Origin of the sequence: Cupriavidus sp. SIMBA_020 (assembly GCF_046535395.1) — a bacterium.
GTDB classification, from domain to species: Bacteria; Pseudomonadota; Gammaproteobacteria; order Burkholderiales; family Burkholderiaceae; genus Cupriavidus; species Cupriavidus campinensis.
Genome location: NZ_JAWRWU010000001.1, coordinates 119,663 through 139,243 on the forward strand (window position 1 = coordinate 119,663; position 19,581 = coordinate 139,243).

Sequence of the window (19,581 nt, forward strand, 5' to 3'; positions counted from 1 at the left end):
TCTCCGCGAACCCGTCAATCCGGGGCTCTGTCAGGCCCCTTGTCCGGCGCCACGGTCGTTGCCGCGGCACGCAGTTGTTGTTTGCGACCCTTTTGTGTAAGACCCTTTTGGCCCGCGTTAACGGCAATCGCCGGCCAATCTTTAGCGGTTTTTTCGGAATCTTCCGAATTCGACCATCCTGCACGACGCACCACCCAGGCCAGCAGCCAGACCCCAACCCCGGCCGACCCCGCCACCAGCCCGACACCGGCCATGCGCTGGTCGTCGATCAGGTAGCTCGCGCACAGGCGCGCGGGTGCGTCGATGAAGAGCATACCGAAGGTCAGGCCCATCCAGACCATGTTGCCGCCGAAGAACAACACCAGCGGCCACGCCGCCACGCGGAGCGCGATGCCAGTTGACAAGCCGGCCACGAACACCGTAGCGAATTTGGCGGCATTGACCGCCGGCGACAGCCGCGCGAGGTCCAGTGCAATCGGCAGCATCCACAGCCCGTAGCCGAGGGCCGCCACTACCAGCAGGCTCAGCGCGTGCGGCCGCAGCGCCGCCATCGCCCGGGCCTGCCAGCGCGCCGGGGCCAGCCGCGCGGACAGCCAGCCGGCGGCGAATACGCCCGGCAGCAGCGCCAGCATTTGCAGGGCCATCGAGGCTTCCAGGGGCTCCCGCAGCGCTGGTACGGCCAGGGTGACAAAGACGGCGACCAGCGCCAGAGGCCGGACGATTCTCATCGCCCGGCTCCACCCGCCAAGGCATGGCGCTGGGCCAGCGCATAGGCCGCGTGGAAGTCTTCCAGCGCGAAGCTGCCCAGCACCACGCCACGCGCATCCACCACCTGCAGGCCGCCGTTGTGGACGAAGCCGCCGAAGCCGTCCGGAATGGCGATGATGTCGGCCTCGCGCAGCAGCGCCTGCATGGCGGCGGGCGCGTCCGGCGCAGCCACCCGCCATTGCGGCGGCCTGGCGCCGTGCTCGCGGGCGTAGCTGGCCAGATCGGCGCCGGTGTCACGCGGATCGAAAGACAGCGAGATCAGGCCGATCCGGCCGGTCATGCCGTCCGCCTCCAGCTGGCGCGATAGCTGGGCGAACGCGGCCCCGAGCGCGCGGCACACGGTCTGGCAGCGGGTGTAGATGGCATCGACGAGATACACGGCGCGAGCACCCTCGGCTGGCCCTTCGGCTGGTAATTCGCCGAAAAGCCGGTGCGGCTGGCCCAGTTGGTCATGCACCGCGATGGGCGGCAGGCGCATCTGGTGCGCGGCGATGCGCGCCTCGCGGCGCTGGTCAAGCGTCCAGGCCGTCAGGCCATGCGTGATGGCCCAGAGGCCGCTGGCGCCCAGCACAAGCACCAGGCAGAGCACCGCCAGCACCATCAGCACAGCCGGAGACCCGCGCGGGCGCGCGGGCTTAACACGGTGGGCGAGGCTAGCCACCCGGGCTGCCGAGCGCCGCGTCACCATCGAACGGCGCCGCCATGGTGGCGGTCTGGGTGCGCGCGGCGGCCACGGCTTCCGCCGTCACGGGGCCAGCGGTATTGCCCCACTGGCTGCGCACATGGGTCAGCACGGCAGCGATTTCGGCATCGGACAACTGGTCCGCGAAGGCCGGCATCGCCCCGTTGTAGGCGGTGCCCTTGACGGTCAGCTTGCCGGTCACGCCACGCAGCACGATGGACGCCAGGCGCGCCTCCTGCCCCACCACCCATTCCGAGCCCGCCAGCGGCGGGAACACGCCCGGCAAACCCTGCCCGGTGGCCTGATGGCAGGCCACGCAGCGGGCCTGGAACACCGCCGCGCCATCCACGGCGCCGCCGCCGGCACCCTTGGGCTTGCCTTGCAGGTCGGCCAGGGTGCGGCTGTCGCCCAGCGCCGAGGGCTGCTCGCTCTCGGACGTCACGATATAGAACGCCCCCCACGCCACCAGTGCCGCCACCATGGCCAGCACGTAGCGGGGAATCGGCGCGCGGTTCTCGTGCGGATCGGCATTCTCGCGGGCACGCGCCGCGGCGGCCTGCCGTTCTTCCGATGGATCTGCCATCTGTTTCCTCTGCGGATACGCTTGTCGTGTACTTATCGCGGGTTCGACTCGCCGCCGGCGGGCGGCAACACCGCCCCGGTGCGGTTCAGCGACTGGAGATAGGCCACCAGGTCAGACGCGGCGGCGGTTGGCACCACCACCTTGCCCGGCGGCGCGTAGCCCGGGGGCAGCGTCACCGGCTTGTCGCCCGGCTCCGGCGCATCCTTCACATCGAACAAGTACGGATAGCTCGGCATGATGCTGCCGCTCACGTAGGCGCGCGGCTGGTACAGGTGCCCGAGGTGCCAGTCGGCGCCGGGCTGGCGCACGCCGATATTCATCAGGTCCGGCCCGGTCCGCATGGTGCCCAGCAGGTGCGGCTTGTCGTAGTAATAGTCGCCGGCCACGGCCACGCGGCCCCAGCCGCGCTTGTCGTCCGGCGCGTAGGCGCTGTCGCGCGGCTGCTGGGAATGACAGTAGATGCAGCCGTTGGCGATATAGACCTCCCGCCCGCGCAGTTGCGCGGCGGTATAGGGCTTGGTGCCTTCGGTGGGCTTGACGTCCTGGAGTTGCAGATACGGCAGGACGACCAGCGCGCTGGTGGCCAGCGCCAGCATGGTCATGCCCCCCGCCAGCAGGGCGCTTTCATTGTTCACGGTTCAGACTCCCTCGGCAGGTTTTTGGCCCGGCTGGCTGGTTTTGCGCTGGCGGCCCTGGTGGAACAGCGCCGGGCGGTCACGATTGGGCCCGAGGCCGAAGATCGCGCAGACGAAGTTCGTCACGAAGAACAGGTGGCCCGCCAGCATCAGCGCCCCGCCCAGCGAGCGGGCGCGCAGGTAAGGCAGGGTCACGGCGACCGAGTCCATGAACGGCCGCGCCGCGTCCAGCATGGCCAGCCCCTGCAGCCAGCCGCCAATGCTCAGGAAGACGAAATAGATGCCGATGCCGCCCGCCGCGAGCCAGAAGTGCATATAGATCATCCAGCGGTACGGCCATTCGCGGCCGGTCACGCGCGGCACGATGAAGTACAGCGCGCCAAAGAACGCGAAGCTGACGAAGGCGTACAGCCCCAGATGGGCGTGGGCCACCGTGTAGTGCGTGAAGTGGGCCACGCGGTTGACCGCGCGCAGTGCCTCGAACGAGCCCTGGATGGAACTCAGCGTGTACATCATCCCGCCGAAGGTGACGAAACGCAGCGTCGGCGAGTCGATCAGCCGGCGGAAGTTGCCACGCAGCGTCTGGTGCTGGTTGATGGAGAACGCGATCACCGGAATCAGCATCATCATGCTTTGCACGATGGACAGCGTGATCAGCCACCCCGGCACCGGCCCGCCCACGAGGTGGTGGCCGCCCACCTGCCCGTAGAAGAACGCCAGCGCCCAGAAGCCCAGCAGCGAGAGCCCGTACGACCTGACCGGCTGGCCAATGATCTTGGGCAGGAAGTAATAGATGGAAGCCAGCGCCAGCGGCGTGTAGAACAGCCCCAGCACGTTATGGCCGAACCACCAGTTCATGGTGGCCTGCTCCACGCCGAAGTGCACACCGGGCACGTTGGCCACCAGGAACAGCACCGGGAACCAGAACAGCGCGCAGCCCATGTACCAGACCGACACGTAGAGGTGATCCACCTTCCGGTTGACCAGCGTCAGCACCAGCGGCACGCCCACGAAGGCGCCGCCCACCACGAACAGGATGTCCACCTGCCAGGGAATCTCGAGCCACTCCATGCCATCGGAAATCCCCGCGCCAATGCTGCCGATGCCGGCAATCAGCCCCGCATTCCACACCGCCGCGCCCAGCACCGCCCAGCGCGCGCCCACCAGCGCCGTCTTGAGCAGTCGGGGCAGCAGGAACAGGGCGATGGCCAGCCCGGCCATTGGCGCCCAGCCGTAGGCCACGGCATTCAGGTGGATGGTGCGAATGCGGCCGAAGGACAGCCAGGGCACGCTGGCGAGCAGGTCCGGTTCGTGCAGCTTGATCGAGGCGGTGAGCCCGGCCATCGACGCCACCACCAGCCACACCATGGCGCAGCAGATGAACAGGAACACGACTGGCGCGGAAGATGCATCGGCAGCATCGCGCGAGGGGTCGTCCATGCCCGGCGTCAGGTGCGCCGAGGCGGGATCCTCGGGCTGCCCGGCCTCGCCGTCGGCAAAGATCACCCGCGCGGCGGCTGGTGAAGTATCGAACAGGCCCTTCTGCATGCTCCAGATAAAGGCCGCCAGCGCGATCACCGAAAGCAGGAACGCGGAGAGCAGAATGGCGATGGTATTCATGGCATTGCCGGCAGGGCATGAGACGAGTCCTGCGCAGATTACGCACGGGGCGATTTGGCGCCCATAGCCACTTCCTGAGATTTTTGGGTGACCACCGCCGCCGGACGTTGCAGGCGCGTTACGCACAGGAGGTGCACAGGGGGCGCGCAGAGGGCACTGAATCGGGGCACCCATGCGAGGCGATCGTCCGGAAGATGGCCGCTTCGGCCCCCTGCCCTTGCAGCCCGGTTTTACCGAATTACCTTAAATTGCATCAAAGATGCAACTTAACTAGAATGGCGCCAGCGCTTGCCAGCGCGCGGTTTCCGACCGATCACTCGCCCCCCGCCCCATCATGAACGTCCACTTGACCATCGAAGGCCGCCACGGCCTGGCCAGTCAGATTTATCGCCAGTTGCGCGCCGGCATTCTCGACGGCCGTCTGGCACCGGGCGAGCGGCTCCCATCGACGCGCGAGCTTGCCACGCAACTTGGTGTTTCCCGGAAGACAACACTCGATGTCTTCGAGCGGCTGACCGCCGAGGGCTATCTGCGCTCGCGCACCGGCGAGGGCACCTTCGTGGCGGCGACCATGACCCGGCGCGGCAACCTGCCCACGCACGCCACGGCGTTGCAGCCGGCAGACCCGCTCTGGGAATCGATGCCGGACGCGCTGCCGATGCGCCAGGAGGGCGTCTCGCCCCAGTACGACTTCATGGGCGGCGTGACCGAAAAGCGCCTGTTCCCGTTCGACCAATGGCGCCGCTGCGTGAGCCATGCGGTACGCGTGCAGGCGCGCGCACCGGCCGGCTACCGCGACCCGGCCGGCGAGCCGGAGTTGCGGCTGGCCGTGTCGCGCTACCTGGCCCTCAGCCGCGCCGTGGTCAGCAACTGGCATGACGTGATCATGACCCAGGGCGCCCAGCAGGCGCTGAACGTGCTGGGGCGCGTGGTGCTGCGGCCCGGCGACGTGGTGGCGATGGAAGATCCCGGCTATCCGCCTGCCCGCATGAGCTTCAAGGCGGCGGGCGCGCGGGTGGTGCCGGTGCCCGTGGACGCGGACGGCATCGTGGTCAGCGCCCTGCCCGCGGACGCGCGCCTGATCTATGTCACGCCCTCGCACCAGTTTCCGCTCGGCATGCCGATGAGCCTGGAGCGCCGGCTGGCACTGCTCGACTGGGCGCAGCGGCGCGGCGCGCTGATCGTGGAGGACGACTACGACGGTGAATTCCGCTTCGAGGGCCGGCCGATGGATTCGCTCAAGAGCCTCGACCATGACGGCGTTGTCGCCTATGTGGGCACGTTCTCGAAGACCATTTTTCCGGAGCTGCGCATCGGCTACCTGATTCCGCCCGCCTCGCTGGCGCAGGCGCTGCGCCGGGCCAAGCAGACCGGCGACTGGCACAGTTGCACGCTCACCCAGACCGCGCTGGCCAAGTTCATGCTCGACGGCTACTTCGCCAAGCACCTGCGGCGCATGCACAAGGAGTACGCGGCGCGGCGCGCGGCGCTGCGGCGCTGGCTCGATCACGAACTGTCGCCGTGGCTGGCCCCGCTGCCGACGTCAGCCGGCATCCATCTGGTGGCCGAAATCCGTCCGAACGGCAAGAAGCCGCCTGACGAGGCCGCGTTCATCGCCCGGGCGGGAGCGGCGTCGATCGGCCTCTACGGCATCGGCGGCATGTTCGCCGGGCGGCCGCCGCGCGCGGGGCTGCTGATGGGCTACGGCGGCCTCAGCATCGAAGAGATCGACACGGCCATGCAGCGGCTGCTGGATACTCTCCAGGGCCAGCCGGCGTTACCGGGGGCTGCCCATCTGTTGCCCAACCGGCATACACGGCCGGGCCGGGCCGCTATACCTTGAAACATCCGGAATTCTGCCGTTAATTGTTGTCGGCCTCCGCTATTGCGTCTTTCCTGCTTGATGCATACCCATTACGACAACCTCAAGGTATCCCGCGACGCGCCCCAGGAAGTAATCCGGGCCGCGTACAAGTCGCTTAGCCAGAAATATCATCCCGATCGCCACGCGGACGGCGAGGAAGCCAATCGCATCATGCGGCTGCTGAACGTGGCCTATGACGTCCTGAGCGACCCCGGCCGGCGCGCGGAGCATGACCAGTGGATCGTGGAGCAGGAGCGGATCGAGGCCATGCGCGCCCGCCGCCGCGAGGCGCCGCCGCGCCCCGCGCCGGGCACCGCGCGGCCCCAGACGGCGCGCCCGCAGGCCCAGCCCCGGCAGCCTCGTGCCGCCAGCGGTGCTTCCGGGACGGCTGGGGGTGCCAAGGCCGGCGGTGCGTCCGCCCAGGGTGCCTCCGCGCGCAGCGCTGGCAGCAAAACTTCGCAGAAAGCCGAGGAAGCCCGCCCCTCGCGCGGCGAAAAGACCCGTTTCCGCCCCAAACCCGAACCCCGGCCCGATGGCCCGCCCCCGCGCGGCCAGCCACTGCCGGCCCATCTGGCGTTCCTGCTCTATATCGCGGTGGGGGCCAGCATCGTGGTCCTGCTTGGCGACTGGACGCCCAGCGCCAGCTCGGCCGCCGACACCCCCGTCGCGCTGGTCAAGCCGGCCCGCGCCGAGGAAGCCTTCCCGCCTCAGCCGCCCCGCTACAGCCGGCCCGCCAACACGCCGCGCGGCATGCCGTGGCCGAGCCGCTCGGGCTATCTGGCCGGCTATCCGGTGCTGAACAGCAACGGGCTCTCCACGGTGACCGTGGATAACACGCGCAATTTGTCCGATGTGTTCCTGAAACTGGTATCGATCGAGGGTGACGCGGCGATTCCCGTACGCACAAGCTTCGTGCGCAGCGGGTCGATGTTCACGATGGAGAATATTGCGCCCGGCCGTTACGACGTGCGCTACCGGAGCCTCGACTCCGGGGAGATCTTCCGTTCCGAGCGCTTCGACCTCAAGGAGATCCAGGAGGCCAACGGCACGAGCTTCGCCAACAACACGCTCACGCTCTACAGCGTGATGGGCAAGTCGAAGAGCGTGACCATCACGGAATCGGAATTCCCCTGAACCGGCTAGCGCCGGCTCAGTACGGCCCAGTACCGCTCAGTACCGCTCAGTACGGCTTGGGCTGCGGCTGCTTGTTCGGTGCGCCCGGGCTGCCCGAGGGGTTGTAGGGCACCGGCTTCGGTGCCGGGGCCGGCACCGCGCCATAGAGCTTCTGCCAGCGGGACTTCAGCCCGTCGGCAATCTCCTTCTGGTTGTACTGCTCGGCAAAGTCGATCGCGGTCATGCTCTGCTGGTTCTTCAGGCGCAGGTCCGCGCCCTCATCCAGCAGCAGCTTCACGGTGTCGATATGCCCGCCGCGCGCGGCCATCATCAGCGGCGTGGTGCCGTTGGGGCTTTCCGCATCGATATAGGCGGCGTGATCGACGAGGTACTTCACCACTTCGTTATGGCCGTTGGAGGCCGCGTAGTGCAGCGGCGCCCAGCCCTTCTTGTTGATCTCGGCCTCTTCGCCGTCGACCATCAGCTTCACCATGTCCAGCTCGCCCTGCAGGCTGGCCATCATCAGCGCGTTCTCGCCAGCCGGGTTGGTCTTGTCGAAGTCGATGTTCTTGGCCTTGATCAGCACCGTGGCGACCTTGATCGATTTCTCGCGCAGCGCCACCACCAGCATCGGGTTGCCCCGGGCATCGGTCAGGTTCGGGTCCACGCCGCGCGCCAGCAGCTTCTGCACCGTGTTGGCATCGTCGAATTCCACGGCCTTGCGCATGTCGTCCGCCGGGGCGGCCCAGCTTGCCGTGGCGGCGCCCAGCATCAGGGCGGCCACAACGCCGCGCACAATCTTCATGTCAAGCATGAGCATTCCTGTCTATGTGCTTGAAGAGACGGAAGAAATTATCCGCTGTCTGTTCGGCAATGGTTTCCACCGGCACGCCGCGCAACTGGGCGATGAACTCGCCCACATGGCGCACCCAGGCCGGCTCGTTGGTCTTGCCGCGATACGGCACCGGCGCCAGATAGGGCGAATCGGTCTCGATCAGCATGCGGTCCAGCGGCACCTTCCTGGCGGTTGCCTGGAGGTCTGCCGCGCTCTTGAACGTAACGATGCCCGAGAACGAGATATGGAAGCCCTCGTCGAGTGCCTGTTTCGCCACATCCCAGGTTTCGGTAAAGCAGTGCATCACACCGCCGGCTTCGCGCGCATTTTCCTCGCGCATCACGCGCAGCGTGTCGTCCGCCGACGAGCGGGTATGGATGATCAGCGGCTTGCCGGTCTGCCTGGCGGCGCGGATATGGGTGCGGAAGCGCTCGCGCTGCCATTCCATGTCGGCGATGCTGCGGCCATTGAGCCGGTAGTAGTCGAGCCCGGTCTCGCCGGTGCCCACCACGCGCGGATGCGCGGACAGTGCCAGCAGGCGCTCGAGCGTGGGGTCCTCGCCCTCCTCATAGTCCGGGTGCACGCCCACCGAGGCGTACAGGTTCGGATGCTGCTCGGCCAGCGCCAGCACGCGCGGGAAGTCCTCCAGCGTCACCGAGATGCACAGCGCATGGGTGACCTGGTTGGCCTTCATGTTCTCGAGCAGCTGCGGCAGCCGCTCGGACAGTTCCGGGAAATCGATATGGCAGTGGGAATCAACGAACATCGTCAGTCTCTGGATGCGGGTCAGTCGAGCCGGCGGCCGACGATCACGAGATCGCGCTCAACGCCATCCAGCACCGCCACGCGCGGCAGGTCGCCCCAGCGGGCAAAGCCATGGCGCTCGAACAGGGCCAGGCTCGGCGTGTTGTGGCCGAAGATGAAACCGAGCAGCGTGGTCACGCCCACCTTCGGGGCATGGGCGATGGCCTGCTCCAGCAGATAGCGCCCCAGCCCCTGCCCGCGGCGGTCCGCGTGCAGGTAGATCGACAGCTCGGCTGTCGCCCCATAGGCCGGACGGCCATAGAAATCCGAGTAACTGAGCCAGCCGGCCATGCGCCCCTCGGCATCCTCGCACACCCACAGCGGGCGACGCGCCGGCTGATGGGCGTCGAACCACGCCTGGCGGGACGCCACGCTCACCGGCTCCGTATCCGCCGTGACCATGCGCGATGGCACCGTACTGTTATAGATCTCGACGATGCCGGGCAGGTCGGCCGGCGTGGCCAGGCGCAGGATGAAATCGGAAATTCGCATGAATAACAAATACTTGCGAAGCAGACTTCGCGTAGATGATTAGATTGCTACAAGGTCTGGGTCGGCCGTCCGGAATCGATGGCCTTGCCCAGGATTTCCTCCACGGCACGGCGCAGGTTGCGGCCGTTGTCGTCCTCGGGCAGATGCACACCCACGCCGGGGGTCTTCATCGGCGTACCGGCCGGCGTGATCCACGCCACCGTGCCCTGCACCTGGTATTTCTGCGGGCGGTCCAGCAGGGACAGCACCAGGAACACCTGCTCGCCAATCCGGAATGGCCGGTTGGACGGCACGAAGATACCGCCGCGCGTCAGGAACGGCATGTAGGCCGCGTACAGCCCCGCCTGGTCCTTGATCGACAGCGACAGTACGTTCGGCCGTTGTGCGGCGCCCGCCGTGGCAGGTTGGCCCGGCACGGTGGCGGGTGCTGCGGGTGCTGCGGGTGCGGCGGGTGCGGCGGCTGCGGCCGGACGCACGGGCGCCCCGGTGACTGGTGCATTCATGGTTTGACCCCTGTTTTGCGTTGCGCCCTGGCCGCTTGGTGCGGCGCTATTTGGCGCGTTTGACAAATCGACAGCTTGACTGCGTTAGCTTTTACCACGGGCAGCGCCCGATTCCTATCGCCCGGCGGCACTTCCCTGGAACAAATGCCGGTAATCGAGGAAAACGGACTCCATGACGAGGCGCGCAGCCAACGGATGGTTCTCGTTGCGCCGATGGCCGACCAGCCGCGCGCCGAACGCCTGGAGGCGGTGGGCATCGGTGGCGCCGGCACAACGCGCCAGCGCCGCCTGCTCCTTCGGGAAATAGCGGACCGCGCCGGTGCCGACGCAGAGCGCCAGCAGGTCATAGGTCCAGCGCTGGAGCGTGCCGAGCACGGCCGGCACCGGCAGCTTCTGGAGTTGCTCGGCGGCCGCCAGTGCGTCGAACGCGGCGCCCGTGCCCAGTTGCGAGACCAGCCAGCGCTGCATCGGCTGCTCCTCGGCCTCGGCGGCGTGGAGCGCCGTCAGCGGCGATCCGCCGGCCAGCGCCAGTTGCGCCTCGGCATCGGCCACGCCCTGGCTGCGCAGCCAGTCGAGCGCGGCGCCTGCCGTGGGGCGCTCGACGGAAAACTGGCGGCAGCGGGACAGGATGGTCGGCAGCACGCGATCCAGGCGGTCGGTCACGAGCAGGAACACGGTGGACGGCGGCGGCTCCTCGAGCGTCTTCAGCAGCGCGTTCGCGCCTTCGGTCTGCAGGGCATCCAGCGGATAGACCACCACCACGCGCAGCCCGGCCCGGTGCGTGCCCACGCCCACGGCCTCGATCAGCGCGCGCACCTGCTCCATGCGGATGATCTTGCTCGGCGCCTTTTTCTTGGCGCCGCCCTCAGCCTCGCCGTCCGCCTCGCCGCTCGCATCGAGCGCCTCGGGGCGCACCACCGTGAAATCGGGATGGTTGCCCTGGCTGAACCAGTGGCAGGCCCCGCAGGTATTGCACGGCTGGCCATCGGCAAGCGGCGACTCGCACAGCAGGCCCTGGGCGAAATGCAGCGCCAGGTCCCGCTTGCCTATGCCTTGCTGGCCATGCAGCAGCATCGCGTGCGGCAGCCGGGGGCGCAGCGCGGCCAGTCGTTGCCAGTCTTCTCGTTGCCAGGGATAAAGCATGCCGATTCAGTTAGTTAGCGGGGGTCGCTCATGTATTATCGGAGGGTGGCAAGCGGACATCATCACCGCCATATAGGCCATCCAAATCAAAGACTTGCAATGATTTCCTCGAGCGTTACGCGAATTTCTTCGATGGCGCGCGTGGCGTCGATGACGCGGAAGCGCTCCGGGGCCGCTGCCGCGCGGCGCAGGTATTCGTCACGCGTGCGCTGGAAGAAGGCGCGCGATTCGGCCTCGAACTTGTCTGGCGAACGTGCGCCGGCCAGCCGCGCGCTGGCGGTCTCCAGCGGCACGTCGAACAGCAGGGTCAGGTCGGGTTGCAGGCCGCCCTGCACCCAGGTCTCGAGCACTTCCAGCCGCGCGGTGGGCAGGCCCCGCCCGCCGCCCTGGTAGGCGAAGGTGGCGTCGGTGAAGCGATCCGAGATCACCCAGTCGCCGCGCGCCAGGGCCGGCTCGATGACCTCGGCGATATGCTCGCGGCGCGCCGCGAACATCAGCAGCGCCTCGGTTTCCAGATGCATCGGCCGGTGCAGCAGCAACTGGCGCAGGTCCTCGCCCAGCGGCGTGCCGCCCGGCTCGCGCGTGGTGACCACGCGGCCCGTATCGGCCCGTGCGCGCAGGCGCTCGGCCACCCAGTCGATATGGGTGCTCTTGCCGGCGCCGTCGATGCCTTCGAAGGTAATGAATTTTCCGCGCATGAAAGGCTTATTTGCCGCGCTGGTATTTATCTACCGCGCGATTGTGTTCGGGAAGCGAATTGGAGAAATGGCTGCTGCCGTCGCCACGCGCCACGAAGTACAGCGCATCGGACGGCGCCGGCGTGGTGGCCGCAGCCAGCGAGGCGATGCCCGGCAGCGCGATCGGCGTGGGCGGCAGGCCGGTGCGGGTGTACGTATTGTACGGGGTGTCCGTCAGCAGGTCCTTCTTGCGCAGGTTGCCGTCGAACGACTCGCCCACGCCGTAGATCACGGTCGGATCGGTCTGCAGCATCATGTTCTTGCGCAGCCGGTTGATGAATACGGCGGCGATCATCGGCCGCTCCACGGCCTGCCCGGTTTCCTTCTCGACGATGGACGCCATGACCAGCGCCTCGTACGGGGTCTTGTACGGGAGGTCCGGCGCGCGCGCGTTCCAGGCTTCGTTCAGGCGCTTCTGCATGGCGCGGTAGGCGTGGCGATACAGCTCGAGGTCGCTGCTGCCGCGTGCGAACAGGTAGGTATCGGGGAAGAACAGCCCTTCGGGTGACGGTTCCGCCGCACCGATCGCCTTCATCAGGTCGGCGTCGGACATGCCCGCCGTGTCGTGCTTCAGCGCCGGGTTGGCATCGACCACCGCCCGCATCTTGCGGAACTCCCAGCCTTCGATCACGGTGACCACATAGTGCGTGACCTCGCCCTTCACCATCTTCTCGATGATGTCGAGCGGCGTGATGCCGGTCTCGAACTGGTAGCCGCCGGCCTTGAGGTCGGCGCCGTGGCCGGTGATGCGGGCCAGCAGCTGGAACAGGCGCGGGTCCATCGCCACGCCGCCGCGCTGGATCTGGCGGCCGACGCTGGCGACGCCCGAGCTGGGCTTGATGATGACCTCGACAGGCGAGGCAGACAGGCCGACCGGCTGGTGCGCCCACCAGGCAAAGCCGCCGGCGGCTGCCAGGGCAAAGACCAGCAGGACCCCGACCAGACGCAGAACAATACGTTTCATGGAGGATGGGTGAAATGGCGACGCCAGGGTGATGCCAACGCCATGCCCCCAACGTCAGGTCGGGATCGGCAAGGCGGCGGGCCGGAATGGCGACAGCCCCATATAATACCGGGAGCCCCGCGCCGCCACGAGCCCGCATCGTCACGTTGCGATTTGCCCTGGCGGCAAGCGTCCCTATATAGAGGAGGCGACGGCACCCCTTTGCGCGTGCCGCCGCGCCCCGTCACCTGTTCGCCAACCGGCCTGATTGCATGTCCAACGCAACTCCCACCCTGGCTTCGAGCCTTGAATCGCTGCGCCGCACCGGCGTGATTGCCGTGCCTGCCGGCGTCGGGCTGATCCGCGTGGCCGGCGACGATGCCGCCGCGTTCCTGCACACCCAGCTGACCAACGCCGTCGAGGATCTGTCCCCCGACACCGCGCGGCTGGCCGGCTATTGCTCGCCCAAGGGCCGCCTGCAAGCCAGCTTCCTGATGTGGCGCGATGCCGACGGCATCGTCCTGCAGATCTCGGCCGATATCCAGCCGGCCATCCAGAAGCGCCTGAGCATGTTCGTGCTGCGCGCCAAGGCCAAGCTGTCCGATCTTTCCGCCACGCATGGCGTGCTCGGCGTGGCCGGCCCGGCTGCTGCTGGCGCGCTCGCCGTGGCGGGCCTGCCCGCCCCGCAGGGGCCGCTCCAGGCGGCGAGTGCCGAAGGCGTCACCGTGATTCGTCTGGCCGATGCCGATGGCGCCCCGCGCTGGCAGATCGTGGCCCCGGCGGACCGCATCGCCGCCCTGCAACAGACCCTGTCCGGCAACCTCGACGCCGCCGCGCCGGCGTTCTGGGACTGGCTCGACGTGATGTCCGGCGTGCCGCGCATCAGCACGCCGACGCAGGAGCAGTTCGTGCCGCAAATGATCAATTTCGAGCTGATTGGCGGCGTGAACTTCCGCAAGGGCTGCTATCCAGGCCAGGAAGTGGTGGCGCGCAGCCAGTATCGCGGCACGCTCAAGCGGCGCATGTGGCGCCTGCATGGCGAGGACGAGGTACCGGCCGCCGCCGCCGAGATCTTCCGCCCGGAAGACCCGGAACAGCCTTGCGGGATGATCGTCAACGCGGCGCCGTCGCCCGAGGGCGGCTGGGACGCGCTGGCGGAACTGAAGATCGACGCGGCGGCGGGCGCGCTGCGGCTGGGCGCCGCCGATGGCCCCGCCGTGGCCACGCGTGCGCTGCCGTACGAAGTGCCGCTGCCGAATGCGGCCGAGGCGGCCGGCTGAATCCCCCCGGAGCGCCGACATGAGCGATCATCTGTACGTCTACTTCAAGGTACCGGACGAGCGGGCCGTCGAGGCCCTGCCCCACTGGCACCGCTGGATGGAAACGGTGGCGGAAGCTACCGGGATTGGTGGTACGCTCATGCGCAGGCCCGAGACCCGCGCCGGCCTGCAAACTTGGATGGAATGCTATGCCGATGTGCCACCCGCCTTCGAGGCCACGCTCGCGGGCCTGTGGCACCAGAGCGGGCTGTCGCAGTGGGTCAGCGGCGAGCGGATGGCGGAACGGTTCGTGGATCTCGATGTCTTGTAGGTGTCTTGTCGTGTGCTGTGCCAAGACATCGACCGATCAAGTTGTAAAGGAAGTGCTATGTGCCTGATTCTGGTGGCCTGGCAATCGCACCCGGACTATGCCCTGGTGGTTGCCGGCAACCGCGACGAGTTCTACGCCCGCCCGGCGGCGGCTGCGCACTGGTGGCAGGATGCCCCCCAGGTGCTGGGCGGCCGCGACCTCGCGGAAGTGATCGGCGAACCCGGCACGTGGATGGGGATTGCGGGCGCCGACGCCCAGCATGCCGGCCACGCGGGTCACGCGGGTCACGGTCATGCCGGCGCGCGCTTTGCCGCGCTGACCAATTACCGCGCGCCGTCCGAGAAGCGCACCGATGCGCGCTCGCGCGGCGAGCTGGTGTCCCAATTCCTGCGCGGCGACCAGAGCGCCGATGAATACCTGCATGCGCTGGCGGGCGACCACGGCGCCTACAACGGCTTCAACCTGCTTGCGAGCGATCTGCACGACCTCTGGTGGTACAGCAACCGTTCGCCGTCGCGCCAGCCGCAGCGGCTCAAGCCGGGCCTCTACGGCTTGTCCAACGCGCTGCTCGATACGCCATGGCCCAAGGTGCGCAGCCGCGTGGGCGCGCTGTGCGAAGTGCTGGCGGCGGATAGCGGCCAGGCAAGCGCCAGCGCGGAACCGTACCTGCAACTGCTGGCCGACGACCGTCAGGCACCCGACTGGGAACTGCCGCGCACGGGCGTGGCGCCGGAATGGGAAAAGCTGCTGTCGTCGTCGTTCATCCGCTCACCGAGCTACGGCACGCGCGCCAGCACGCTGCTGCGCGTGCGGCACGATGGCCGTTTCGATTTCAGCGAGCGCAGCTTCGATGCGAATGGTCCGACCGGCGAGGTGATGTATCGCGGCCGGCTTAACGTGGCGCGCGACCCGGGCACGGTGCCGGCGCCCCGGTAATCGTGCGGTAATCGCACGATAATCGCGATTCAGATCCGCTTGCGCATTTCCACGTGCGGAATGCCGGCTTCCTCGAACTCCTCCCCCACCTGCTCGAACCCCACGCGCGCGTAGAACGCCGCCGCGTGGGTCTGCGCGTTGAGGATCAGCTCGGGAAAGCCGAGTGTGGCGGCCTTGGCCATCAGCGCGTCCAGCACTTTCGCGCCCATGCCGGTGCCGCGCGCCACCTTCAGCACAGCCATGCGGCCGATATGGCCGTCCGGCAGCAGCCGGCCCGTGGCCACGGGCGTGCCATCGGCGGCGAAGGCCAGCGCGTGCCAGCTGGGCTCGTCCATGTCGTCCCATTCCAATTCCACCGGCACGCCCTGCTCCTCGACGAAAACGCTGTAGCGGATGGCGCGGGCGCGCTCGCGGGCTTCGGCCCAGGCGCAGACGATGACGGTCTCGGACATGATTCGATCCAGCTAGGAAGTCTGTAGAAAGGCGCAATCATACGCTGCGCGCCGGGCAAATCGTAACGCAATGCACCAATCATCCTAGGGTTTCCCCGGTCGGCAGGCGCGCCGAAAATTTGTATGATGACCTGACTACCTGATCACTACCCTCCCTCGCCGTGCCCGTCTTCCAGAAAATTCCCGCCCGCGCCCTGACCGACAGCGTTGCCGAACAACTGCTCGAGAAGATCGAGGGTGGCGCGTTCCCGCGCGGCGCCAAGCTGCCGACGGAGGCCGTGCTGTCCGAGGAATTCGGCGTCAGCCGCACCGTGATCCGCGAGGCGATTGCCCGGTTGAAGTACGAGGGGCTGGTGGAATCGCGCCAGGGGAGTGGCGTATTCGTCACTGATCAGGCGGGTATCCGACCACTGCGCATCGACTTCACCGATACCGGCACGCTCGAATCGGTGCTCCAGATCGTGGAATTGCGCCGATCGATCGAAGCCGAGGTGGCCGCGCAGGCCGCGCGCCGCCGCACCGATACGGCCATGGCCAATATCGACGCCGCGCTGGCGCACCTCGATGCCACCGTGGCCGAAGGCGGCGATGGCGTGCAGGCCGACGTGGCGTTCCACCGCGCCATCGCCGAAGCCACCGGCAACCCCTATTTCCTGAAGACGCTGGCCTTCCTGAGCCAGTACCTCGAAACGGCCACGCGTGTGACCCGCACCAATGAAGCCCGCCGCGAGGACTTCTCGCGCCAGGTGCGCGAGGAACACCAGGCCATCGTCGCGGCCATCCGTGCCGGCGACGCCGATGCCGCGCGCAACGCCGCGCAGACCCACATGTACAACGCCGCGCGCCGTCTCTCCCAACTGGGCGAGGACACGCCGGCCGAACGCGACGGCCTCCGCTCGCACTGAAACACTTCCGTAGGAGATTCAATATGTCCCGCAACGTCGGCGTCATCGGTTTGGGCGCAATGGGCAATGGTGTCGCGCAGTCGCTGCTGCGTGCCGGTTTCAAGGTCCACGCCTGCGACCTGCGCCCCGAGGTGCTGCAACGCTTTGCCGATGCCGGCGGTGTGCCGTGCGCCAATCCGGCCGAACTGGGCGAGCGCTGCGACGTGGTCATCACGCTGGTGGTAAACGCCGCGCAGACCGAAGCAGTGCTGTTCGGTGACAACGGCGCCGTGCCGGCCATGTCCGCCGGCAAGCTGGTCATCGCCAGCGCCACGGTGCCGCCTGTTTTTGCCGAGACGCTGGGCAAGCGCCTGGCCGAGCGCGGCCTGCTGCTGCTGGACGCGCCGGTCTCCGGTGGCGCAGCCCGCGCCGCCAGCGGTGAGATGACCATGATGACCTCCGGCCCAGCCGAAGCCTACGCGCTGGCCGAGGACGTGCTGGCCGCGATGGCGGGCAAGGTCTACCGCCTGGGCGACGCGCATGGCGCGGGCTCCAAGGTCAAGATCATCAACCAGTTGCTGGCCGGCGTGCATATCGCTGCCGCCGCCGAAGCCATGGCACTCGGCCTGCGCGAAGGCGTGGACCCCGACGCGCTCTACGACGTCATCACGCACAGCGCCGGCAACTCGTGGATGTTCGAAAATCGCGTGCCGCACATCCTCTCGGGCGACTACACCCCGCTGTCCGCCGTTGACATCTTCGTCAAGGATCTGGGGATGGTGCTCGACACCGCCCGCACCAGCAAATTCCCGCTGCCGCTGTCCGCCGCCGCGCACCAGATGTTCATGATGGCCTCCACCGCCGGCCACGGCGGCGAGGACGACTCGGCCGTGATCAAGATCTTCCCCGGCATCGAACTGCCGGCGGCCAAGGCGAAGTAAGGGAGCGCGACGATGACCGCATCAAGCCACACGCCCCTGCTCGGCTGCATTGCCGACGACTTCACCGGCGCCACCGACCTCGCCAACACCCTGGTCCGCAATGGCATGCGCACCGTGCAGACGATTGGCGTGCCGGCAGCCGGCACCGCCAATGACGCCGTGCAGGCAGACGCCATTGTCGTGGCACTGAAGTCCCGCACCATCCCGGCTGCCGACGCCGTCGCGCAATCGCTGGCCGCGCTGGCCTGGCTGCGCGCCCAGGGCTGCCGGCAGTTCGTGTTCAAGTACTGCTCGACCTTCGATTCCACCGACGCCGGCAACATCGGTCCCGTGGCCGAGGCGCTGCTCGATGCACTGGGCAGCGACTTCACCATCGCCTGCCCGGCCTTCCCCGAGAACGGCCGCACCATCTTCCGCGGTCACCTGTTCGTGGCCGATACGCTGCTCAATGAGTCGGGCATGGAGCACCACCCGCTCACGCCGATGACCGACGCAAACCTGGTGCGCGTGCTGCAACGCCAGAGCCAGGGCAAGGTGGGCCTGCTGCGCTACGACAGCGTGGCGCGCGGCGCCGACGAGGCCTGCGCGCGCATCGGCGCACTGCGTGCCGAAGGCGCGCGGCTGGCGATTGCCGATGCGATTTCCGATGCCGACCTGTTCACGCTCGGCCAGGCCTGTGCGGACCTGCAACTGATTACCGGCGGCTCCGGCATCGCGCTGGGCCTGCCCGAGAACTTCCGCCGCGCCGGCCTGCTGCCGCAACGCGTGGATGCCGCCGAGGTGCCGTCCGTCGATGGGCACGGTGTGGTGCTGGCTGGCAGCGCGTCGCGCGCCACCAATGGGCAGGTTGCCCACTGGATCGCCCAGAAGCGCCCGGCGCTGCGCATCGACCCGCTGCGGCTGGCCCGTGGCGAGCCGGTGGTGGACGAGGCGCTGGCCTTTGCCGCCGATCACGCCGAACCCGTGCTGATCTACGCCACCGCCACCCCGGATCAGGTCAAGGCCGTGCAGGCCGAACTGGGCGTGGAGCGCGCCGGCCATCTGGTGGAGGCCGCGCTGGCCGGCATCGCCGCCGCGCTCAAGGCCTCGGGCACGCGCCGCTTCGTGGTGGCCGGCGGCGAGACCTCCGGCGCCGTGGTCCAGTCGCTCGCCGTGCAGGCGCTGCGCATCGGCACGCAGATCGCCCCGGGCGTGCCGGCCACGGTCACGCTGGACGCCGCGCCGCTGGCGCTGGCCCTGAAATCGGGCAACTTCGGCGGCGAGAACTTCTTCGACGAGGCGCTGCAAGCACTGGGAGCGGCGCAATGAGCGGCAAGACGGAATCCGCGCTGCGCGAGGAGATCTGCCGCGTCGGCGCCAGCCTCTACCAGCGTGGCTATACGGTCGGCACGGCGGGCAACATCAGCGCCCGGCTGGCCGACGGCTGGCTGATCACGCCGACCGATGCCTGCCTCGGCACGCTCGACCCGGCTGCCGTGGCCAAGGTCGGCCTGGACGGCAGCTGGGTATCCGGCGACAAGCCGTCCAAGACGCTGACGCTGCACCGCGCCGTCTACGACAACAATCCGAACGTGCATGGCGTGGTCCATACCCACTCCACGCACCTGGTGGCGCTGACGCTGGCTGGCGTCTGGCAGCCCGACGATGTCCTGCCCCCTCTCACGCCGTACCACGTGATGAAGGTGGGCCATATACCGCTGATTTCCTATCACCGTCCCGGCGACCCGGCCGTGGCCGCGCGCGTGGCCACGCTGGCCAACGACGTGCGCGGCGTACTGCTGGCGCGCCTCGGCCCGGTGGTGTGGGAAGACAGTGTCTCGCGCGCGGCGTACGCGCTGGAAGAACTGGAGGAGACCGCCAAGTTATGGATGATGCTCAAGGACCAGGCCGGCTTTGCCGACCGCGCAAGCCTGGATGAGGCTGCGTTGACCGAGCTCCGCGACGCCTTCAAGGCGCGCTGGTAGCCCCGGGCAGGCCCGACGTCGATTAGTAGAACGCCCCCCTAGGACAAAACGCGACGATTTTCGCGACGCAAGCTGCGTGGTGCCGCCAGCAC

22 protein-coding genes are annotated in these 19,581 nt (G+C 68.1%); 9 read left to right on the forward strand and 13 right to left on the reverse strand.

The window, feature by feature from the left end:
* Positions 1-14 precede the first annotated feature (14 nt).
* The 5 genes from SB751_RS00545 to SB751_RS00565 are packed head-to-tail and all read right to left on the reverse strand — an operon-like array spanning position 15 to position 4,288.
* Positions 15-728, reverse strand: coding sequence for a hypothetical protein (locus tag SB751_RS00545; RefSeq protein ID WP_144195476.1), 714 nt, complete (start codon positions 726-728; stop codon positions 15-17).
* Complete coding sequence (locus tag SB751_RS00550) at positions 725-1,429, reverse strand: SCO family protein (RefSeq protein ID WP_410747712.1); 705 nt, start codon at positions 1,427-1,429, stop codon at positions 725-727. Before SB751_RS00550 ends, SB751_RS00545 begins: the two co-directional genes overlap by 4 nt.
* The gene (locus SB751_RS00555; RefSeq protein ID WP_144195480.1) at positions 1,422-2,033 is read right to left on the reverse strand and encodes a c-type cytochrome; all 612 of its coding nucleotides are present in this window, start codon (positions 2,031-2,033) and stop codon (positions 1,422-1,424) included. The genes SB751_RS00550 and SB751_RS00555 overlap by 8 nt, the downstream gene beginning before the upstream one ends.
* Positions 2,034-2,065: 32 nt before the next feature.
* A complete protein-coding gene (locus SB751_RS00560; protein ID WP_186296740.1) occupies positions 2,066-2,668 on the reverse strand; it encodes a cbb3-type cytochrome c oxidase subunit II in 603 nt (200 codons plus the stop codon).
* Between the two features lie 3 nt (positions 2,669-2,671).
* Positions 2,672-4,288: a cbb3-type cytochrome c oxidase subunit I gene (locus SB751_RS00565; RefSeq protein ID WP_144195481.1), complete on the reverse strand. Its 1,617-nt coding sequence runs from the start codon at positions 4,286-4,288 to the stop codon at positions 2,672-2,674.
* 334 nt (positions 4,289-4,622) lie between these two features.
* Here SB751_RS00565 and SB751_RS00570 point away from each other — a divergent pair, with 334 nt between their 5' ends.
* Both SB751_RS00570 and SB751_RS00575 read left to right on the forward strand, forming a co-directional pair.
* Positions 4,623-6,131 carry a PLP-dependent aminotransferase family protein gene (locus tag SB751_RS00570; protein WP_410747713.1) on the forward strand — a complete coding sequence of 503 codons (1,509 nt, stop codon included), beginning with the start codon at positions 4,623-4,625 and terminating at the stop codon, positions 6,129-6,131.
* 60 nt (positions 6,132-6,191) lie between these two features.
* A complete protein-coding gene (locus SB751_RS00575) occupies positions 6,192-7,286 on the forward strand; it encodes a J domain-containing protein (RefSeq protein ID WP_250025353.1) in 1,095 nt (364 codons plus the stop codon).
* A gap of 46 nt (positions 7,287-7,332) precedes the next feature.
* Here the strand turns inward: SB751_RS00575 and SB751_RS00580 are convergent, their stop codons facing one another.
* From SB751_RS00580 to mltG, 7 genes are all read right to left on the reverse strand, one after another.
* A complete protein-coding gene (locus SB751_RS00580; RefSeq protein WP_144195485.1) occupies positions 7,333-8,079 on the reverse strand; it encodes an ankyrin repeat domain-containing protein in 747 nt (248 codons plus the stop codon).
* Entirely contained in the window at positions 8,072-8,866 is a 795-nt protein-coding gene (locus SB751_RS00585) for a TatD family hydrolase (protein WP_250025252.1), read from the reverse strand. Before SB751_RS00585 ends, SB751_RS00580 begins: the two co-directional genes overlap by 8 nt.
* Positions 8,867-8,886: 20 nt before the next feature.
* Positions 8,887-9,396, reverse strand: coding sequence for a GNAT family N-acetyltransferase (locus SB751_RS00590; RefSeq protein WP_144195489.1), 510 nt, complete (start codon positions 9,394-9,396; stop codon positions 8,887-8,889).
* 47 nt (positions 9,397-9,443) lie between these two features.
* Positions 9,444-9,899: a PilZ domain-containing protein gene (locus SB751_RS00595; RefSeq protein ID WP_250025251.1), complete on the reverse strand. Its 456-nt coding sequence runs from the start codon at positions 9,897-9,899 to the stop codon at positions 9,444-9,446.
* A gap of 114 nt (positions 9,900-10,013) precedes the next feature.
* Entirely contained in the window at positions 10,014-11,042 is a 1,029-nt protein-coding gene (locus SB751_RS00600; RefSeq protein WP_211944136.1) for a DNA polymerase III subunit delta', read from the reverse strand.
* Between the two features lie 86 nt (positions 11,043-11,128).
* Positions 11,129-11,740, reverse strand: coding sequence for a dTMP kinase (gene tmk / locus SB751_RS00605; RefSeq protein ID WP_144195495.1), 612 nt, complete (start codon positions 11,738-11,740; stop codon positions 11,129-11,131).
* A gap of 7 nt (positions 11,741-11,747) precedes the next feature.
* Positions 11,748-12,743: an endolytic transglycosylase MltG gene (mltG, locus tag SB751_RS00610; RefSeq protein WP_144195497.1), complete on the reverse strand. Its 996-nt coding sequence runs from the start codon at positions 12,741-12,743 to the stop codon at positions 11,748-11,750.
* 251 nt (positions 12,744-12,994) lie between these two features.
* On the opposite strand from mltG, the gene SB751_RS00615 reads away from it, so the two are divergent.
* The 3 genes from SB751_RS00615 to SB751_RS00625 are packed head-to-tail and all read left to right on the forward strand — an operon-like array spanning position 12,995 to position 15,248.
* Positions 12,995-14,002, forward strand: a complete 1,008-nt coding sequence (locus SB751_RS00615; RefSeq protein WP_144195499.1) for a YgfZ/GcvT domain-containing protein — start codon at positions 12,995-12,997, stop codon at positions 14,000-14,002.
* Between the two features lie 19 nt (positions 14,003-14,021).
* A complete protein-coding gene (locus SB751_RS00620) occupies positions 14,022-14,312 on the forward strand; it encodes a DUF4936 family protein (RefSeq protein ID WP_144195501.1) in 291 nt (96 codons plus the stop codon).
* A 57-nt stretch (positions 14,313-14,369) separates the two neighbouring features.
* The gene (locus tag SB751_RS00625; protein WP_144195503.1) at positions 14,370-15,248 is read left to right on the forward strand and encodes an NRDE family protein; all 879 of its coding nucleotides are present in this window, start codon (positions 14,370-14,372) and stop codon (positions 15,246-15,248) included.
* A gap of 29 nt (positions 15,249-15,277) precedes the next feature.
* Here SB751_RS00625 and SB751_RS00630 read toward each other — a convergent pair whose 3' ends face one another.
* Positions 15,278-15,700, reverse strand: coding sequence for a GNAT family N-acetyltransferase (locus SB751_RS00630; protein WP_211944133.1), 423 nt, complete (start codon positions 15,698-15,700; stop codon positions 15,278-15,280).
* Positions 15,701-15,861: 161 nt separating this feature from the next.
* On the opposite strand from SB751_RS00630, the gene SB751_RS00635 reads away from it, so the two are divergent.
* The 4 genes from SB751_RS00635 to SB751_RS00650 are packed head-to-tail and all read left to right on the forward strand — an operon-like array spanning position 15,862 to position 19,489.
* A complete protein-coding gene (locus tag SB751_RS00635) occupies positions 15,862-16,605 on the forward strand; it encodes a FadR/GntR family transcriptional regulator (protein WP_144195507.1) in 744 nt (247 codons plus the stop codon).
* A 23-nt stretch (positions 16,606-16,628) separates the two neighbouring features.
* Positions 16,629-17,525 (forward strand): L-threonate dehydrogenase, encoded by an 897-nt coding sequence (ltnD, locus tag SB751_RS00640; RefSeq protein WP_092293190.1) that lies wholly within the window; start codon positions 16,629-16,631, stop codon positions 17,523-17,525.
* A 12-nt stretch (positions 17,526-17,537) separates the two neighbouring features.
* Positions 17,538-18,833 (forward strand): 3-oxo-tetronate kinase, encoded by a 1,296-nt coding sequence (gene otnK / locus SB751_RS00645; protein ID WP_211944132.1) that lies wholly within the window; start codon positions 17,538-17,540, stop codon positions 18,831-18,833.
* Positions 18,830-19,489, forward strand: a complete 660-nt coding sequence (locus tag SB751_RS00650; RefSeq protein WP_144195511.1) for an aldolase — start codon at positions 18,830-18,832, stop codon at positions 19,487-19,489. The genes otnK and SB751_RS00650 overlap by 4 nt, the downstream gene beginning before the upstream one ends.
* Positions 19,490-19,581: the final 92 nt, after the last annotated feature.

Coding starts and splice junctions, on each gene's coding strand:
- SB751_RS00545 (WP_144195476.1), bottom strand. CDS start 728: ATGAGAATCGTCCGGCCTCTGGCGCTGGTCGCCGTCTTTGTCACCCTG.
- SB751_RS00555 (WP_144195480.1), bottom strand. CDS start 2,033: ATGGCAGATCCATCGGAAGAACGGCAGGCCGCCGCGGCGCGTGCCCGC.
- SB751_RS00565 (WP_144195481.1), bottom strand. CDS start 4,288: ATGAATACCATCGCCATTCTGCTCTCCGCGTTCCTGCTTTCGGTGATC.
- SB751_RS00570 (WP_410747713.1), top strand. CDS start 4,623: ATGAACGTCCACTTGACCATCGAAGGCCGCCACGGCCTGGCCAGTCAG.
- SB751_RS00575 (WP_250025353.1), top strand. CDS start 6,192: ATGCATACCCATTACGACAACCTCAAGGTATCCCGCGACGCGCCCCAG.
- SB751_RS00580 (WP_144195485.1), bottom strand. CDS start 8,079: ATGCTTGACATGAAGATTGTGCGCGGCGTTGTGGCCGCCCTGATGCTG.
- SB751_RS00585 (WP_250025252.1), bottom strand. CDS start 8,866: ATGTTCGTTGATTCCCACTGCCATATCGATTTCCCGGAACTGTCCGAG.
- SB751_RS00590 (WP_144195489.1), bottom strand. CDS start 9,396: ATGCGAATTTCCGATTTCATCCTGCGCCTGGCCACGCCGGCCGACCTG.
- SB751_RS00595 (WP_250025251.1), bottom strand. CDS start 9,899: ATGAATGCACCAGTCACCGGGGCGCCCGTGCGTCCGGCCGCAGCCGCC.
- SB751_RS00600 (WP_211944136.1), bottom strand. CDS start 11,042: ATGCTTTATCCCTGGCAACGAGAAGACTGGCAACGACTGGCCGCGCTG.
- tmk (WP_144195495.1), bottom strand. CDS start 11,740: ATGCGCGGAAAATTCATTACCTTCGAAGGCATCGACGGCGCCGGCAAG.
- mltG (WP_144195497.1), bottom strand. CDS start 12,743: ATGAAACGTATTGTTCTGCGTCTGGTCGGGGTCCTGCTGGTCTTTGCC.
- SB751_RS00615 (WP_144195499.1), top strand. CDS start 12,995: ATGTCCAACGCAACTCCCACCCTGGCTTCGAGCCTTGAATCGCTGCGC.
- SB751_RS00620 (WP_144195501.1), top strand. CDS start 14,022: ATGAGCGATCATCTGTACGTCTACTTCAAGGTACCGGACGAGCGGGCC.
- SB751_RS00625 (WP_144195503.1), top strand. CDS start 14,370: ATGTGCCTGATTCTGGTGGCCTGGCAATCGCACCCGGACTATGCCCTG.
- SB751_RS00630 (WP_211944133.1), bottom strand. CDS start 15,700: ATGTCCGAGACCGTCATCGTCTGCGCCTGGGCCGAAGCCCGCGAGCGC.
- ltnD (WP_092293190.1), top strand. CDS start 16,629: ATGTCCCGCAACGTCGGCGTCATCGGTTTGGGCGCAATGGGCAATGGT.
- otnK (WP_211944132.1), top strand. CDS start 17,538: ATGACCGCATCAAGCCACACGCCCCTGCTCGGCTGCATTGCCGACGAC.
- SB751_RS00650 (WP_144195511.1), top strand. CDS start 18,830: ATGAGCGGCAAGACGGAATCCGCGCTGCGCGAGGAGATCTGCCGCGTC.